Origin of the sequence: Acetobacter sp. P1H12_c, from assembly GCF_018811975.1 — a bacterium.
GTDB lineage: Bacteria > Pseudomonadota > Alphaproteobacteria > Acetobacterales > Acetobacteraceae > Acetobacter > Acetobacter persici.
Genome location: NZ_JACRVR010000045.1, coordinates 1 through 17,803 on the forward strand (window position 1 = coordinate 1; position 17,803 = coordinate 17,803).

The 17,803-nt window shown below is 51.8% G+C and carries 14 protein-coding genes, 1 tRNA gene and 2 pseudogenes; 11 read left to right on the forward strand and 6 right to left on the reverse strand.

All coding sequences use genetic code 11. The annotated features are described in order from the left end of the window. Positions 1–163, reverse strand: a pseudogene (locus KP699_RS14550) (IS5/IS1182 family transposase); the annotation flags it as partial. Between the two features lie 111 nt (positions 164–274). On the opposite strand from KP699_RS14550, the gene KP699_RS14555 reads away from it, so the two are divergent. Then, on the forward strand, positions 275–1,186 hold the full coding sequence (locus tag KP699_RS14555) for a hypothetical protein (RefSeq protein ID WP_212356463.1): 912 nt from the start codon (positions 275–277) through the stop codon (positions 1,184–1,186). A gap of 53 nt (positions 1,187–1,239) precedes the next feature. On the opposite strand, the gene KP699_RS14560 is transcribed toward KP699_RS14555, so the two are convergent. Then, a tRNA-Ser gene (locus KP699_RS14560) sits at positions 1,240–1,329 on the reverse strand. Positions 1,330–1,484: 155 nt separating this feature from the next. On the opposite strand from KP699_RS14560, the gene efp reads away from it, so the two are divergent. The 3 genes from efp to KP699_RS14575 all read left to right on the forward strand — a co-directional run bounded on the left by efp (position 1,485) and on the right by KP699_RS14575 (position 5,971). Beyond that, positions 1,485–2,051: an elongation factor P gene (gene efp / locus KP699_RS14565; protein ID WP_215763132.1), complete on the forward strand. Its 567-nt coding sequence runs from the start codon at positions 1,485–1,487 to the stop codon at positions 2,049–2,051. 39 nt (positions 2,052–2,090) lie between these two features. Then, positions 2,091–2,921, forward strand: a complete 831-nt coding sequence (locus tag KP699_RS14570; protein ID WP_212356461.1) for an inositol monophosphatase family protein — start codon at positions 2,091–2,093, stop codon at positions 2,919–2,921. A 95-nt stretch (positions 2,922–3,016) separates the two neighbouring features. Further along, a complete protein-coding gene (locus KP699_RS14575; protein ID WP_215763133.1) occupies positions 3,017–5,971 on the forward strand; it encodes an ATP-dependent DNA helicase in 2,955 nt (984 codons plus the stop codon). 98 nt (positions 5,972–6,069) lie between these two features. Here the strand turns inward: KP699_RS14575 and KP699_RS14580 are convergent, their stop codons facing one another. After that, complete coding sequence (locus KP699_RS14580; RefSeq protein ID WP_043550519.1) at positions 6,070–6,273, reverse strand: cold-shock protein; 204 nt, start codon at positions 6,271–6,273, stop codon at positions 6,070–6,072. Between the two features lie 118 nt (positions 6,274–6,391). Continuing rightward, on the reverse strand, positions 6,392–7,069 hold the full coding sequence (locus KP699_RS14585) for a dienelactone hydrolase family protein (RefSeq protein WP_215763134.1): 678 nt from the start codon (positions 7,067–7,069) through the stop codon (positions 6,392–6,394). 209 nt (positions 7,070–7,278) lie between these two features. On the opposite strand from KP699_RS14585, the gene KP699_RS14590 reads away from it, so the two are divergent. The 3 genes from KP699_RS14590 (at position 7,279) to KP699_RS14600 (ending at position 11,787) form a co-directional block, all read left to right on the forward strand. Next, positions 7,279–7,572, forward strand: a complete 294-nt coding sequence (locus tag KP699_RS14590; RefSeq protein ID WP_025828601.1) for a co-chaperone GroES — start codon at positions 7,279–7,281, stop codon at positions 7,570–7,572. Positions 7,573–7,632: 60 nt separating this feature from the next. Further along, on the forward strand, positions 7,633–9,273 hold the full coding sequence (gene groL, locus KP699_RS14595; protein WP_025828599.1) for a chaperonin GroEL: 1,641 nt from the start codon (positions 7,633–7,635) through the stop codon (positions 9,271–9,273). 291 nt (positions 9,274–9,564) lie between these two features. Next, on the forward strand, positions 9,565–11,787 hold the full coding sequence (locus KP699_RS14600) for an HAD family hydrolase (protein ID WP_215763135.1): 2,223 nt from the start codon (positions 9,565–9,567) through the stop codon (positions 11,785–11,787). A gap of 42 nt (positions 11,788–11,829) precedes the next feature. Here the strand turns inward: KP699_RS14600 and cysE are convergent, their stop codons facing one another. Beyond that, entirely contained in the window at positions 11,830–12,591 is a 762-nt protein-coding gene (gene cysE / locus KP699_RS14605) for a serine O-acetyltransferase (protein ID WP_373687504.1), read from the reverse strand. Between the two features lie 143 nt (positions 12,592–12,734). Further along, the gene (locus KP699_RS14610) at positions 12,735–13,988 is read right to left on the reverse strand and encodes a UbiH/UbiF/VisC/COQ6 family ubiquinone biosynthesis hydroxylase (protein WP_215763137.1); all 1,254 of its coding nucleotides are present in this window, start codon (positions 13,986–13,988) and stop codon (positions 12,735–12,737) included. A gap of 226 nt (positions 13,989–14,214) precedes the next feature. Between KP699_RS14610 and KP699_RS14615 the strand changes: the two genes are divergently transcribed. The 4 genes and pseudogenes from KP699_RS14615 to KP699_RS14630 form a co-directional block, all read left to right on the forward strand. After that, positions 14,215–14,553 carry a P-II family nitrogen regulator gene (locus tag KP699_RS14615; protein WP_215763138.1) on the forward strand — a complete coding sequence of 113 codons (339 nt, stop codon included), beginning with the start codon at positions 14,215–14,217 and terminating at the stop codon, positions 14,551–14,553. A gap of 30 nt (positions 14,554–14,583) precedes the next feature. Then, positions 14,584–16,080, forward strand: a complete 1,497-nt coding sequence (locus KP699_RS14620; RefSeq protein ID WP_308164932.1) for a discoidin domain-containing protein — start codon at positions 14,584–14,586, stop codon at positions 16,078–16,080. Between the two features lie 70 nt (positions 16,081–16,150). Next, positions 16,151–17,542 (forward strand): SGNH/GDSL hydrolase family protein, encoded by a 1,392-nt coding sequence (locus tag KP699_RS14625; protein WP_215763139.1) that lies wholly within the window; start codon positions 16,151–16,153, stop codon positions 17,540–17,542. Between the two features lie 93 nt (positions 17,543–17,635). Beyond that, positions 17,636–17,803: pseudogene (locus KP699_RS14630) on the forward strand (IS5/IS1182 family transposase); the annotation flags it as partial.

The following is a 17,803-nucleotide window of genomic DNA, read 5'->3' on the forward strand; positions in this document are numbered from 1 at the left end:
GCGGTCGCCCGCCCTTGCTTCCATCTGAATAGGCCAGCGCCTTCTCCAGATCAGGGCGGAACACCTCAAAATCCACAGTCCGGGAAAACGCTTCAAGCTGATCGCCAAGACCGCTCAAACGAGCAAGCCGCTCTTCAACATCAAAAAAACCAGGCTGTTTCATTATTCATTCATCCACCCAATCACCACAGGAGGTATGGAATCACAGATACGCACTCAAAACCATGGAGTTTTTAGAACCCTCCAGGTGCTGAGAAATGGATGAAAAGCTGCCATGCATAAGGTTGATATTAAGCCGAACGCTCCTGATGTGGCAGCCGTTCATACCGTTGAGACACTTGTTGCATCGCCGAAATTTATGGATTGCCTGACATTCTGTAATGAGACACTTCTCTCCATCCATCAGCAACTCCCACGCGAGGTGCGCTATGTTGCCGACATGCGACGATGGATTATGACGCATGGCGCGTTAAAACTAAATTTCGCACATCAGCTTGATTCGCGGTCTCCCGCCCTGACAGCTTCCAATCTGTACCGAGAAGTTGTCCATACCGGCGCCGTCAGCCCCAATACCGTGACAAATTATCTGAAAGAAATTGAGCACCTTGGCTATATAGAAGCACAACCTCGCGGGGATCGCCGTCTGCGCGCCTATCGCATGAGCGCTTTTTCTGAGCGCATGTTCTACCACTATCTTACCGTTCACCTAAACGGACTGGACATTCTGGACGGGCATAAGCGTTCTGATGCGGCGCAGAGTGACCCGAAAATCCTGACACACATGCATCCGGTTTTTGCCAGCCTGATGCTGAAGGATGCGGCATACTACCACCCACCGGCATCTATTGCGCCGCTGGTTCATTCAACAGTGGGCATTTCTGTCCTGAATGAGATGACACGCAAAGCCGACAGTGAATACTATGACGAAAAAGAGAAAGTCTCAGTTTCGCTGGATAGCGCAAATGCCATGGCGCAACGGTACGGAACATCCCGAGGCAACATTGCGCGACTTCTGGCAAAAGTTCGGGCAGCGGGCGATTATGGACAGAGTGATAAAGGGCACTGGGTCTCAAAACAGTTGTTGCAGGAATACTACCGCTGGCAGGCCGGTAAGCTTGCTAATATTTCTGCGGCTTATGCACACGCCCTTAAGGCAAGAGAAATTTCCCGTGTGAACACTGTTTGAGATTAAAGCCGACTACGCAAATTTTTATAGTTTAGCGGAAATTTACAATCTGATGGCGGAAGGGGTGGGATTCGAACCCACGGTACGGTTACCCGCACGCCAGTTTTCAAGACTGGAGCCTTCAACCACTCGGCCACCCTTCCTGCATCAGAGTGAAAGCCTTATAGCCATGCCCGCAGAGCCTGTCCAGCGGGTCAAAATGGGTTTTGTCGGAGTTGTTTCTCTCCCTTCGGCTTGCTCTTGGCCGTCTGGAGTTGTAAAAGCCCGGTCCTTACATCCATCCATTCAGGGACGAGTTATGAAACAGCAGGCGAACCTGATCCGGGCCGGACAGGTCATCGAGCATGATGGCCGTCGCTGGACGGTGCTGAAACAGCAGATCATTACCCCCGGCAAGGGCGGCGCTTTCATTCAGGTGGAAATGCGCGACCTCAAAACGGGCAACAAAACCAACGAACGCTGGCGTACAGCCGACAGTGTCGAGCGCCTGATGACCGAGGACCGGGAATATCTGTATTCCTATACCGACGGTGAATCCCTCGTGCTGATGGACCCGGAAACGTTCGAGCAGACCATGATTCCGGTCGATCTGCTGGGTGATCAGGCACCGTTCCTGCAGGACAACATGACCATCAATGTCCACCTTGTGGAAGGCGACCCGGTCGGGATTGATCTGCCGCCGCAGGTCACGCTGGAAGTTGTTGAGGCGGACCCGGTGGTCAAAGGCCAGACGGCCAGTTCCTCCTACAAGCCTGCAAAACTCTCCAATGGTGCAAAGACCATGGTGCCCCCCTTCATTGAATCCGGTGAACGTATTGTTGTCCGGACTGAAGACGGCTCTTACGTCGAACGCGCTAAAGACTGATCTTTCGCCTTACTCCAGACAGGACAAAACATAGTGGCCATGCGTCTTTCCCCCGTCATGATGGTGATGCAAACCGCTGCCCAGAAGGCGGCAAAGCGTCTCCTGCGCGATTTCAATGAAGTCGAGCAGCTTCAGGTAAGCATCAAGGGGCCGGGTGACTTTGTTTCTCAGGCTGACCTGAGGGCAGAACAGACCCTGCGTGAAGAACTGGAACGGGCTCGCCCCGGCTATGCCTTCCTAATGGAGGAATCCGGCAAATCAGGTGGCGATAACTGGACATGGCGCTGGATTGTGGACCCGCTGGACGGCACCACAAATTTCCTGCACGGCATTCCGCACTGGGCCATTTCCATTGGCCTCCAGCGCAGACTGCCGGACGGCAAGATCGAACTGGCCGCGGGTCTGGTGTATAATCCGGCATCCAATGAAATGTTCTGGGCGGAAAAAGGCACAGGCGCGTTTCTGAACGAACGCCGCATCCGTGTTTCTGCCCGCCGGGACATGCAGGAATCCGTTTTTGCAACGGGTATCCCGTTTGCAAAAGTGCCTGCGCGCCAGCGTCTGCCGTTTGCCCGCGTCATGGGCAACCTCATGCCGCGTGTCGCCGGTATCCGTCGTTTTGGTGCCGCCGCACTCGACCTCGCATGGGTCGCTGCGGGCCGGTATGAAGGCTACTGGGAATTCGGCATCAAACCGTGGGACTGCGCCGCGGGCATCCTGATTGTCCGTGAAGCGGGTGGTCAGGTGACGGACCCCGCCGGGCTGGATCTGGATGATATGCCCGACGATGTGATGATTGTCGCAGGCAATGGCAACATGCACAGCAAGCTGCTGGATATTGTGGCCGAAAGCCTGAAAGAAACACCCTAAGTTCCTATACCGGAAAGGCAGTCTGCCGCCTGAGCAGACTGCCTTTTTATATCCCCTCTAGTCACACACCGCAGAGCGCGTAAGGTGGACCCTCCATGCAGGCACCCTTCCCTTCTGCGCATGACGCGCCCGCTCTGACCGCGCATCATCGTGACTTTTCCCTTCTGACAGAAGACGGCGAGTATCTCACACTCTCCGCACCAGAACTCCGCTCCCGGCTGGACAGCATGCCCTGCCCTCTGGTGGTCCATGCGCCATCATTTGCGCGCAAACTGGATCTGCCACCACCGGGGCAGCCGTCCCCCTGGCTGGACCTGCTTGAACTCTTCACGTTTGTTTATCCGGCCCGGACTGCGGCCCCGACACCTCGCGGGCTGGCGCTGGCGCTTGGACTGGAGGAAGAACAGATTGGCCGCGCCGAAGCTGATCTGCTCCCCACGCTGGTCGAAATCATGCTGACGGAACTGGCTCGTCAAAAAAACGGGCCTTTGGGGGACATGCTGGCGGCCCTGACAGTCCGGCTGGCGCAGGCAGGCTGGCCATGGGCAGGTACTGTTGCGGAAACACTCGGTCTGCCAGACAAGCTGGATGGCAAGGGCAATCTGCCAGAAGACGCTCTCCAACCGGGGGACGCCCTGCGGGTCTGGCGCGTTCTGCCAAAATGGGAAGATGTCGCCCCCCGGCCTCCCCCAGCGTCGCATCCCATTACTCCAGCGGAAGCCCGCACACGATTGCGGACTCTTCTGGGCGAAGGCTCAGAAAGCCGGGCTGGTCAGGCCGATTTCGCCAGCGTTTCCACCGCAGCGTTTGAGCCCCGTACCCATCGCGGCAACCCGGCCGTTGTGCTGGCGGAGGCCGGAACAGGCACAGGCAAAACACTGGGCTATATTGCGCCCGCAAGCGTCTGGGCACAGCGCAATGGCGGCAGCGTGTGGATCAGCACCTATACGCGCCATCTGCAACGGCAGATTGAACAGGAAACGCATCGGCTTTTTCCAGATGACGCGACACGCCGCCATCATGTTGTGCTGCGCAAAGGCCGAGAGAACTATCTCTGCCTGCTAAACATGGAAGATGCCGTCAATAGTGCAGCCTCCCGCCCGGCGGGTGTCACTATCGCACTCTCCATGCTGGCTCTCTGGACGCGCGCGACAGCAGATGGAGATCTGCTGGGCGGTGATCTGCCCAGCTGGTTTGGTGATCTGTACGGTCAGGGAAGCGTTTCCGGAGTGGCCGACCGTCGTGGGGAATGTATTCACGGAGCCTGCCCTCATTATCAGCGGTGTTTTGTGGAGCATACGATCCGCAGGGCACGGGAGGCGGATCTGGTGATCGCCAATCATGCTCTGGTTATGGCGCAGGCAGCGTATGCGCAGGCCGCAATGAGCGACGACGCCGAAGACACTGAAGAAGACGCAACCCCGTCCCGCTATGTCTTTGATGAAGGCCATCATCTGGCAGATGCCGCGGATGGCGCGTTTTCCGCCGAACTATCCGGGCTGGAAGCGGCTGAGTTGCGCCGATGGTTGCTCGGGGCAGAAGGTCGTCGCTCGCGTGCTCGTGGGCTGAAGCGTCGTCTGGATGATCTGGTTGTCGGCTTCCCGCGACTGGAGGCACCGCTGGATGCTGCGCTTATGGCCGCGCACGCCCTGCCCGCGCCCGGCTGGTCTGCAAGACTGGCGGAGACAGATTCTTCAGAAAGCGGGCCGCCCGAACCTCCCCCGATAGAGGATCCTGACGGGTTTCTGCCTGCGGCCCCTGTTTCAGCAGAGCCGGTGCTGGAAAACCCGACCGAAAGCTTTCTGCGCCTCCTGCGCCAGCAGGTGCTGGCACGGAGTGAGGACCGTCGGCAAACGCACCAGTATGGTGCGGTGGAATGTGACCTGCATCCGCTTATCCCGGATCTGACAGAAGCGGGGCAAACGCTGGCCCGTGCGCTCAGCCGGATTGCAGAACCCCTGCGTACCCTTGCTGAACGGCTTCAGGCCCGCCTGCAGGATGATGCAGACTCTCTGGATAGCGTGACCCGTGGCCGCATTGAAGCCATGGTCCGGGGGCTACGCCGCCGCGCTATCACCCGGCTGGATGCGTGGACGTCCATGCTGGATGCGCTGGATCAGCCGCCTCTGGCCGATACAACACCCACGCATATTCACTTCATCCGTCTGGATCGGCGGCAACAGCAGCGGCCCGGCGAACATGATGTTGGCCTGCATCGCCACTGGCTGGACCCGACCATTCCTTTTGCCGCCGTCATGGCCATGCCCGCGCAAGGCATGCTGATCACATCGGCCACCCTGCGCGATCAGTCAGACACTCAGCACAGGCAGGACGAACCGGAAACAGAGGAAACCGAGCGTGCATGGGAAGCTGCGGAAGCCCGCACCGGAGCCAACCACTTCCCCTCTCCTGCCATTCGCGCCAGTCTGACCAGCCCGTTTGATTACGCCCGGCAGACCCGTACCTTTATTATTACGGACGTGGACCACGCCAGTATTGCCGATCTGGCCGCCGCATACCGCACACTGTTTGAAGCCTCAGGCGGCGGCGGACTAGGCCTGTTTACCGCCATTTCCCGCCTGCGGGGAGTGCACAGCCGTATTGCCCCGGCACTGGAAGATCAGGGTCTGCCGCTTTACGCCCAGCATGTGGACGCAATGGACAACGCAACCCTGGTGGATATTTTCCGCACGGAAGAACATGCGTGCCTTCTGGGGACGGACGCCATGCGTGACGGCGTGGACGTTCCGGGGAATGCCCTGCGTCTGGTTGTGTTTGAACGGGTCCCCTGGCCGCGCCCGGACATTCTGCACAGAGAACGCCGCATTCACCTCTCGGGCGGTGATACCACCGGATATGACGACAGGATTGCGCGCCTGCGGTTGCGTCAGGCTTTTGGGCGACTGATCAGAAGTCAGTCTGACAAAGGCGTTTTTGTGCTGCTGGACCGCCGCACACCCTCACGGCTGCTTTCGGCATTTCCACCCGGAGCAGAGGTCCGTCGTATGGGGCTGGCAGACGCAGCGCGGGAAATCAGAGCGTTTTTATAAATCGCGCAGTCCGGCTGCCAGATGGAGCGTGATACGCGGACCAAACAGGCAGACCAAAACGCACGTCCGGGCTTTAAGGCCCTTCGTCTTAAGCCGAGTTAGATCGGCTTAAGTTCAGTCGCGGCAACTTTACCACGCTCGGTCACGAGTTCGTATGAGACCTTTTCGTTCTCATTCAGCCCACGCAGACCAGCAGCCTGCACAGCGGTGATATGAACAAACACATCCTTGCCCCCATCGTCAGGTGCGATGAAGCCAAAGCCTTTAGTGGCATTAAACCATTTAACTGTACCGGTCGGCATAGGCGGGTAACTTTCCCAGATATCTCCTACCGGACAACCATATGACCGGTTACAGGATGTACTCATCGGGTCACGAAGATGCGGTCTTGTCAATCAAAATACCCATCTTCTGCGGTCCTTACCGGGCGTGTGCGCCCAGATGTTCTTCAAGGAATGCAAGGCTGCGCTTCTGCGCCAGCTTGTAGGCTTCCGGGGCAAACGATGCCCGTTGTGAACAGCCGAACCCATGCCCGGCACCATCGTACACGTAAATTTCAATTTCAGGATGCGCTGCACGAATGATGCTCACATCTGTGTGCGGAATACTGGTATCGGCCTCCCCAAAATGGAGCTGAACCGGGCAACGCGGAGTCTCATCAACCCGCGATGCAATCCCGCCCCCATACCAGCTTACGGCAGCGGCAAAACGATCCGTCCGGCAAGAGGCTTCCCACGCCAGCAGGCCGCCCCAGCAATACCCGATAAGACCAACATCCACCTTCCCCAGTGCTGCGGCTGAGGCTTCAAGATCCAGCAGTGTTTCCGCCAGTGGAATCTGGCTGCGCAGAGCAAGTCCGGTCTGGATATCCGCTTGTTCATAACCCAGCTCCACACCGCGCTCGGCGCGGTCGAACACAGCCGGGGCAATCACATGGAAACCGTGCTCGGCAAATATGTCGCACACATGCCGGATATGCCCGTTCACACCAAAAATTTCCTGCACCACAACCAGCGCATACGGCATTTCCGCATGGCCAGCTTCGTAAGCCGAAAACTCATGTCCATCAGCCGCTTTCAACGTGATAATCTGTCCCACCCGGTTCTCTCCCCTGAAGAAAAATGACATCACAAAGAAAGTTTTCCACATTTCTTGACTCAGGGGGAGGACAAACCTATCTCCTGTTCTGGCACTCCCGGGGTGGGAGTGCTAACGCAACGCGGCGTTTATTACGCGCGGCAGATGCCGGTGGTGTTGCTTCCTGACAAGGGCGCCACCGCAGCAAACAGAATGTGGAGCGATCCATAATGACGAAGTTTCGTCCTTTACACGACCGGGTAGTCGTTCGTCGCCTTGCTGGCGAAGAAAAGACCGTCGGCGGCATCATCATTCCGGATACGGCTAAAGAAAAGCCCATGGAAGGTGAAGTGGTTTCTGCTGGTCCCGGCGCTCGCAATGAGCAGGGTCAGGTTGTAGCGCTTGATGTCAAGGCTGGTGACCGCGTCCTGTTCGGCAAATGGTCCGGTACGGAAGTGAAGATCGACGGCGAAGAGCTGCTGATCATGAAAGAAAGCGACATTCTGGGCGTGATTTCCGCCTGAGTGGACCGCGCTGATCCGCTTTTCGACCTTATAAACTGATCTCTCACAGGAGAATTTGATATGGCTGCCAAAGACGTAAAGTTTGGTGGTGACGCTCGCCAGCGTATGCTGCGCGGCGTTGACATCCTCGCTGATGCCGTAAAAGTCACGCTCGGCCCCAAAGGCCGCAATGTTGTGCTCGACAAGAGCTTCGGCGCACCGCGCATCACCAAAGACGGTGTGTCTGTTGCCAAAGAAATCGAACTGGCTGACAAGTTCGAAAACATGGGCGCACAGATGCTGCGCGAAGTGGCCTCCAAAACCAACGATATCGCTGGTGACGGCACGACCACAGCAACCGTTCTGGCTCAGGCCATCGTGCGTGAAGGCCACAAGGCTGTTGCCGCTGGCATGAACCCGATGGACCTCAAGCGCGGGATCGACAAGGCCGTTCATGCCGTTGTTGAGGAACTGAAGAAGAACACCAAGAAGATCACCACCCCGGCGGAAACCGCTCAGGTCGGCACGATCTCCGCTAACGGTGAAGCCGAAATCGGCGAGATGATCTCCGAAGCCATGCAGAAAGTTGGCTCCGAAGGCGTTATCACCGTTGAAGAAGCCAAGCACTTCCAGACGGAACTGGACGTGGTTGAAGGCATGCAGTTCGACCGTGGCTACATCTCCCCCTACTTCGTGACCAACACGGAGAAGATGACGGCCGATCTGGAAAACCCCTACATCCTGATCCATGAAAAGAAGCTGTCTTCTCTTCAGCCGATTCTGCCGCTGCTTGAAGCCGTTGTGCAGTCCGGCCGTCCGCTGCTGATCATTGCAGAAGACGTGGACGGTGAAGCTCTGGCAACGCTGGTTGTCAACAAGCTGCGCGGTGGCCTGAAAATTGCTGCTGTTAAAGCTCCGGGCTTTGGTGACCGTCGTAAAGCCATGCTGGAAGATATCGCAATCCTGACCGGTGGCCAGGTCATCAGCGAAGACCTCGGCATCAAGCTGGAAACCGTCACGCTGCCCATGCTCGGCACGGCTAAAAAAGTCCGTATCGACAAAGAAAACACGACGATCGTTGATGGCGCCGGCAAGACCGACGAAATCAAAGGCCGTTGCAAGCAGATCCGTGCGCAGATCGAGGAAACCACCTCTGACTACGACCGTGAAAAGCTGCAGGAACGTCTGGCCAAACTGGCTGGCGGCGTTGCCGTGATCCGCGTTGGTGGCTCCACGGAAATCGAAGTGAAGGAACGCAAGGACCGCGTTGACGACGCTCTGCACGCAACCCGCGCTGCCGTTGAAGAAGGCATTGTTCCGGGTGGCGGCACAGCTCTGGCCCGCGCTTCTGCAAAGCTGGCTCACCTGCACTATCATAACGACGATCAGCGCGTTGGTGGCGACATCATCCGCAAGGCTCTGCAGGCTCCCCTGCGCCAGATCGCTCACAATGCAGGTGAAGATGGTGCGGTCATCGCCAACAAGGTGCTGGAATCCGAAGACTACGCTTTCGGCTTCGATGCACAGGCTGGCGAATACAAGAACCTGGTTGACGCCGGTATTATCGACCCGACCAAGGTTGTCCGCACGGCTCTGCAGGACGCAGCTTCTGTTGCTGGCCTGCTGATCACGACGGAAGCCATGGTTGCTGAACGCCCTGAAAAGAAAGCCGCTCCGGCTGGCGGCCCTGACATGGGCGGCATGGGTGGTATGGATTTCTAAATCCTCCATACGAATTGAGTGGTCGGAAGCTGGTCCAGTCAGCTTCCGATTACACAAAAATCATAGAAAAGGCGGTTGTGACACTATGTCGCACCCGCCTTTTTTGTTTCATGCAATTTTAATTCAATAACCTTGTCGGTGAAAAAACTTGAGCTGCGCACATGGTAAATTACGCTATGGGTAGGTATACTTGCTTTACAATGAGGTGAGACTTACCTCCCAAACACTTCCAAAACCGTCTTGTGGACACTCCGTCCAAAGAGATTGTTATTACAAGCAGGTTAAGTAAAAATGATTGAAACAAAAAATTTCCAAGGACCTCCTAAAAACATTTCCCCTCCCCTTACTGAGGGAATATGGTCATTTGGTCCTGTTGGTGGTTTTTTTCTAACTGAATCACTGATACTTAGCCCTAATGGAACAATAGATGGCTATTACCACCATAATGAACGTTCTTGGCGCATAGAAAATTATCGTCTCCTTATTTTAGGAGAAGATGGCACTCTGATGTGGCGTTCTATTGAAGCCTTTAGAGATCCTGAAGGGCTCATCAATATAATCCTAGAACACCCTTCTGCTCCTGACACACGATTTATTCTGAAACAAAATCGACCTCAGGCAGCCCCTCAATCACTCCCTCAGACAGTAGCAGAACCTTCTCCATTATCTGAGTCTGTTTCTGCAGCAGTACCCGCAGGTCTGTCTGACGCTGAATTCCTGTTCCCATCAGACCTTGAAGTCACAAACCTAAAAGTCGGGAAAGTGCTGCTGGTTGGCTCCTGCCTGACTGCGCTTTATCATGAGCAGCTTCAGGCACGGCACCCTGAAACGGCATTTGATTATATCCCTTATAATTTCGTCAGCGTTCTTCCTGAGGCTCCGCCCTCCCCTGTCTCGGACTATGATTTCCAGTATCTGCAAATCCCGCTACGCTCTGTATTGAGCGACCGCGTTATCTGGGGTTTTCGTTTTAACGAGGAAGGCTTCACCAAAACCATCCTGCAGGACGCTTACAGCATCATTGATGCCATGCTTTCCAGCGCGATGATCTACAATGAGCGCCATGGCCTCCTGACATTCGTCTCCAATTTCATTGTGCCGCAGATGAGCACCGCATCCAGCATGTATGAGCGCGGCAGCAACAATGATCTGGCGACAATCGTTCAGAGACTGAATGACTATCTGAACGAGAAAGTCGCAGGCTATAAAAATGCTTATCTTCTGAATGTTGATGCCGTCGCATCAACAATGGGCAAGCGTTATATTCTGGATGATCTCGTTTATTTCTATTCGCATGGTGCTGTGACCTATCAGGATTGGGATGATTTTGGCTCTATTGCCAGAAATGAGCCCATCCCTCCTCTGGAAACAGTTTATCCTGTCAAAAAAGATGCGTTCCTTGATGCTATCTTCCGTCAGATGGTTACGGCTTACCGAACCACAAAGCAGGTAGATCAGGTCAAGGCAGTTGTGTTCGATCTTGATAACACGCTGTGGCGGGGTCAGATTGCCGAACATTATCGCCCCGAAGCGCAACCCTGGCCCCGCACTGATGGCTGGCCTCTCGGAATCTGGGAAGCCATTCACTATCTGCGGGCTCGCGGCATCCTTGTCGCGATCTGCTCCAAAAATGACTATGACTACGTTAAGAACAGATGGGATGATGTCATTGAGCCCAAGCTGATTTCTCTGGATGATTTCTCGTCCGTCAAAATCAACTGGACACCCAAGGCTCAGAACATTTCTGCAATCTGCAAAGAATTCAACATCAAACCAAAGAGTGTGGTTTTTGTTGATGACAACCCTGTAGAACGTGCCGCTGTTGCGTCTGCTCTGCCGGATGTCAGGGTCATCGGCGGCAATCCGTATCTGACACGTCGTATTCTCCTGTGGTCTGCTGAAACGCAGATTGCACGGATGACAGAAGAATCTGGCAAACGTGAAGAAATGATTCGGGGCCAGATTGAGCGTGAAGAAACCCGTTCCACCATGGACAGGTCAGAATTCCTTGCGTCTCTTCACTGTGAGGTCTCGTTCATCAATATTACCAGCACAGATCAGCCTGAATTTGGCCGTGCACTGGAACTGACGAACAAGACCAATCAGTTCAACACGAACGGCCAACGCTGGTCTTTTGAAAATATTGCAGATTTTCTGAAGACTGGCGGGAAAATTCTTGCGTTCAAGGTCAAAGACAAATTCACCGAATACGGTCTTGTTGGCGTCCTTTACCTGAAAGGCACCGAAATCACGCAATACGTGATGAGTTGCCGTGTTCTGGGGATGGAAGTGGAAGAGTTTGTTGTAGCAGAAGCGGTCAGGCTCCTGCGCTCCGCCCATACAGGCGAGACGGACATCACGGCCACTATCAAAGAAACGCCTGATAACACCCCTTGCCGGGAAGTTTATCTGCGTGCTGGCTTCCGGGAAATTGCGCCACACGATGGGGTCAGGCGCTTCATTCTGGATGGTGATGAAGTGCCAATGCTGCCACTCCACATCAAGAAGGCCTGATATAAAAAGCCCCCGTATCCTCAAAGATACGGGGGCTTTTTCTTAGATAATGTAATCAATCGGTGGAAGCATCTGGTCCATACTTAAGGCTGGCATGCCCGAATGTCTGGTTCCCACCTTCCGTGCAGGATTGCCGACCACCGTTGTGAAGGGCGGCACCGATTCCAAAACAATTGAACCAGCACCTATTTTCGCCCCTTCCCCAACTTCAATGTTTCCCAGCACTTTTGCGCCTGCGCCGATCAACACTCCTCGCCTTACTTTGGGATGTCGATCCCCAGAATGCTTCCCCGTCCCGCCCAAAGTTACTTCCTGCAGGATAGAGACATCGTCCTCAATGATCGACGTTTCCCCCACCACAATGCCTGTCCCGTGGTCAAAAAGAATACGACGCCCAAGACGCGCTGCGGGGTGAATGTCCACCCCAAAAAGCTCTGAGCCACGACTTTGTAAATGCAAAGCTAAGTGCCGCCGCCCTGCACGCCAAAGCCAATGCGCAACCCGATAGCTCTGAACCGCATGGAAACCTTTGAAAAACAAGAATGGCGTCACGTAATCCGGGCATGCCGGGTCACGCTCACGAATAGCCACCATATCAGCTGCTGCGGCACAGACGATCTCTGGCTGTGCGTCAAAACTTTCTTTCACTAACTCTGCCAGAGCATCTGCAGCAACAGACCTATCGCCCAGCTTCCGTCCCAGCAAAGCCGCCAGCGCAGAGGCAAAATCTGCGTGGCTTCGTATCCCGGTTGCCAGCAATCCCCGTACCAGCGGATCATGACATACACACGCCTGCTCAACCATTTCCTGCCACAGGAGGTCCAGTTTTGGCGAACACAGACTGAATTCGTCAAAATAGCTGGAGAGGATAGAAGACACGTGCGGCCTGTTCATACGCAGGTCCTTTCTTTCAGAAAGCAGCTGACTTTTGCGGTTGTCGTCTCGCTTTAAAGCCCCATGGCGTGCTTTACAAAGGCCTTTCTCAACTTGGGAAGGCGATGGACGCCTGCAATCCCCACGTCACGAGCCAGTCGGATTAAAGGGTTATCATTGCTAAACAGCCTATCAAGAGCATCCGTCGCCGCAAGCATCAGCATATTAGCCGGGCGACAGCGCGCCTGATAGCGCGCCAACAGAGCGGGCGCTCCGAAGTCTTCACCTTTGGCATGGGCAGTCAGTAAAATATCGCTCAGGGCGATGATATCCCGGAACCCCAGATTAAGCCCCTGCCCTGCAATCGGGTGAATACCATGCGCAGCATCCCCCACCAGCAACAGACGCGTATCTGTATAACGCTGAGCATATTGAGCAGAGAGAGGATAAACCCAACGGCGACCAACAGGGGTGACTTTTCCGAGGCGGTTGCTGCCCATGCGCCGCTCAACTTCACGGGCGAACATCTCATCGGGCAGATCAGCAAAACGTTGAGCCAGAGCATCTTTATCACTCCAGACAATGGCGGAAAGATAAGGATGTTCTTCGGTACCGGCCATTGGTAGCTGCGCAAACGGCCCCGCAGGCAGGAAATGCTCCAAAGCCCCGTTATCATGCGGAAACTCATGCGCAATCGCGCACACAATGGCCGTTTGTCCATAAGACAGCTTTGTCAGCGGGATACCTGCCTCAGAACGCAAATGGCTTTTGCGGCCATCAGCGGCCACCACTAAAGAGGCCTTGAAAGAGCGCCCGTCCTTCAGATAGATCTCGGCACCGTCCGACTTTCTGACCACTTTGGCTTCAGCAGGCGCCAGCACCGTAATGTTCGGTGTCGTATGAAGCTGGGCATTCAAAGCGACACGCAAGGCCCGCGCCTCAACCATCCAGCCAAAAGGCTGATGCGCATCTTCCCGCGTGAATTCCAGAAACAGAGAAGACGCGGGTTCACCCGGCCGGCCATCTGTTACGAGAATATCTTCAATCGGTCCGGCAGGAAGCGGCAGAACGTCCCAGATACCCGCTTCTTCCAGAAGCTTTTTGGGACCCGCGGCAATGGCATAAGCCCGACCATCAAAATCAGGGTGTTCCATGGGCGGCAGATCAGCACGGTCAACAATCGCAACCCGTATACCTTCCACAGCCAGGCGACACGCCAGAGAGCCGCCTACAGGGCCAGCTCCGATAATGCACACATCGACATCCTGCACGGGCGGATGCGAAGACGTGACAGCATTCTGAACAGCAGATGCAGACGTGGCAGCCATTGACGTTATCCCTCATACACAGTGCTCGCTGACAAAGGCCTAAAAACTGGCCACGAGCAAAAAACTATTCTCCTTTTATCCCACCCCGGCAGAAAGGCCAGAGAGGGAGGCTCGTCAATCAGCCAAAAATCTGGCATGTTTGCGCATACAAGGCCTAATATAGAGGCGGAATGCTGGCGGCCCTCTTCGCCCTTCAGCCCGCGAAAAAGACAAGGATGTGGATTTCATGAAGCTGGTGACCGCGATTATAAAGCCCTTCAAGCTTGATGATGTCCGTGAAGCCCTTGCGCAGCTTGGTATTCAGGGCCTGACAGTCTCTGAAGTTAAAGGTTTTGGCCGCCAGAAAGGCCAGACAGAAATTTATCGAGGCACAGAATACCGGATAAGTTTTCTTCCGAAGATCAAGGTCGAGATTGCGGTTTCAGATGCTTTGGCGGAGCATGTCATTGAAGCGATACTAGATTCAGCCCACACAGGGAAAATTGGAGACGGTAAAATTTTCATGAGTGACTTAGAACGGGTTGTTAGGATTAGGACGCGAGAAACTGATAAAAGGGCATTGTAGCAAACTCATGTAAGCAATAGATCTTACAAAGTGTCAGATTACAAAAAACGGAGGACTAATCTAATGAGAAAAATATATGATTGTTTTGCTTTTTTTAATGAACTGGATATACTAGACATTCGGTTGCGTGAACTCAATGAGGTTGTTGATTATTTCGTAATTTGTGAATCTTCGCTAACATTTAGCGGAGAACCAAAGCCCAAAATTTTCCTAGAAAATTCCGACCGATACAAACAATATGCAGACAAAATTATTCACTTGTCTGTTGATGATTTTCCTGATGGCTCAGATCATTGGAGCCGCGATACTTATCAAAAAGAACAGATAAAAAATGCTGTCTCTAATGCTGGAGATGATGATTTAATTATTTTTTCTGACGTCGATGAGATCCCTAGAAAAAGTTCTGTTTTAAAAGCTTCACAGTTTAATGGGGTTACTCAGTTCTCCATGAACATGTACCAATATTTCATTAACATGTTATATCGTCACGACTGGGACGCAGCCTATGCTCTTCCCAAAAAATATCTTGATGATCTAGATATCGAGAAAAATGGAAAACATGACAGCCTAAGTGTAGCGCGTTACAACATGCCAAAGATCGCTGACGCAGCAGGAATTCCACGAAATCTCATTCATGATGCTGGCTGGCACTTCACGCATATGGGCGGCATAAAAAATCTATTAAAAAAATTCTCCTCATACGCCCATTCTCATGATTTCTGGCCAAATCTCATGAAAGATGAAAAACGCCTCCAACAACAGATTGATATTGGCATTCGCATTTGGTCTGCTGACGAGTTGGCGCAATATGTCCCTGTTGATGACTCTTACCCAATTTTTGTACGGGAGAATATCGAATATTTTAAAAACAAAGGGTTTATAAAAGATATTTATGAAGCTCACTCAGCTTTGCAGAAGTTATTTATTAATTTAAAACAAGAATATGCTTTTTCTGCACTACACATGGAAAAGAAATTATCTCACCTTGGTTATCTAAACCCTATCGAATATATAGATTTCGCTCATTTACAGAATATCAGCCTAGACTATCTTAAATTACCTCGCCCCAAAGGTATTTTAATAAGCAATGCAAAAAAAGCCTCCCAGAGCTCAAGATCTATTTGGTCTCACGGAGAAAGTCTAGAGGATGATGCATCTCGAGCTGTAATAGGGCTCCCTACCGGACATTTTAGCTTTCACACTGATGCAGAAATTAATCCTTGGTGGTGCGTTGATTTAGAAGAAAATATAGAAATTTCAGAGATACGTATTTTTAATAGGGTTATTCCATATTCAGATTTTCATGAATATGAGCACAGATTAGATAATATACAAATTAGCATTTCCGAAGATAATGTGAATTATAAATGCATCTATTTCCATAATGCAGAATCTATTATTGGTGGTATTGATGGAAAGCCTCTGATTTTTCACCCCAAAAGAAACCAAAGAGCTCGGTATATCAAGGTACATATAACAGGAAGTCAAATGCTTCATTTTGACAAAATCTATATCTACAAATATTAAATTCTAAATATAAGTTCTCCACTAAGTAAGTGGAGAACTTATATTTCTATATAATTTTTATAGGAATCCCATGATTCAGCAAACAGTACGTCCTCAGCATTTAACTCAATTTCACCATGCTTGTAAATCAGGCAAAGCTAAGGTGATGATTATGGGGGATAGCATCGGAGCTGTCGCGACAGATCCGGCAGAAAGCGAAAACTATACCTATAGTCTCATAGAAACAATTATGCAGCAAAACCCCTCTGTTAATATTCATTTTATTAATGCAGCTCTCGGGGGGGCTTCGTGGTCGCAAATGAATTCTGATGATTTTTTAGCTATGAACTGGCTTGATCATTTGCCTAATGAAAGCTGGAAAAACTACGTCGCACGAGAAGAGCCTGATTTGCTTATTCTACATTCTGGCGGAAATGATATTCCTAATTTTAATCCTCAAGATGTAATTGATCTTGTAAACTTCTTTAACTCCCAAAAAAAAGTTCCCTCTATAATTATTTCTATTACTTATAGCCCATCTTATTTATATGACCATGAGACCGCTTGGTTAAATTACTATACAGATGAATGGCAAGAAGCATTGAGAGCAACAACCAATTGGATCAGATCTTTTGCTCTCAGTAAAAACCTTGGTTTTCTAGATTTTTATAGATACATGTCTTATTGTAGAGATGGTATAGATATATGTAATATCGGTTTGTCCAAAATAATAAAGACTGAGCATGATAACTCTTTTGCATGGAATGAATTTTTAAATGCTTATGATAATGAGTGGTCGTTCCCAAATCTACGGAATATTAATAATACTTCTGCACAAAAATGCTCTGATTTCACTCACTCTTTTTCTCTAAGCGCAAATCCAAAAATCATGAGCCTTAATCTTTCCGCTTTTCCAATGAAATATGCTCGTATAAAAGAAACTAATTCTATACATATTTTCTTTGATGATCCTAGCGGTTTAATATCTTGGTCTTGGAGTGATGGGGTATCTCCTAGTTGTCATAACAAATTTCTTACGAATATTCCTATTCCTCAGGTATGGCCTTCTAGCTTTAATATAGCAGTTAAAGGATCTCGGGTATGGATGCGTATTTTTTCTCCATTCCGCCATAACAAACACTACAACCCTGGCGCTTTAAATAAATATGGAACTGGTTATTCAGATATCATAAACAAAATACTCATTCGTTTCGGCGGAGATTTTTGCCCTAAAATATCATTTTCTTCTGGAAATATTCAAATAAATACTCATAATCTGTGTGTCGGATCTAGCCATAGAAATTCCATGGATCTATTTTATGCGACACCATCTAGAAATTGTTACGATCTTTTTAAAATGGCTGATAATTCTCCCAATCTAATCGGTGGGTCTAATGCTTACCATCTAAACACATTTGGAGTTCGAGACATTCTGAACCCTGTTGTATCTTCTCAAATATGGGCTATGCCGTTGCATTGTTAATTTATTTTAAAGATGGAGGGTTCGAAAACCCTCTTGGTTTTGAGGCCCTCTCCGTGATTCCATTTTTCCGGTTTTTATTGGAGGAGTGGCGACATGAAACAGTCCGGTTTCTTTGATGTTGAAGAGCGGCTTTCTCGTTTGAGCGGGCTTGGTGATCAACTTGAAGCGTTTTCCCGGACTGTGGATTTTGAGGTGTTCCGTCCGGAGCTGACCAAGGCACTGGCCTATTCAGACGGAAGCAAAGGCGGCCGTCCTCCGTTT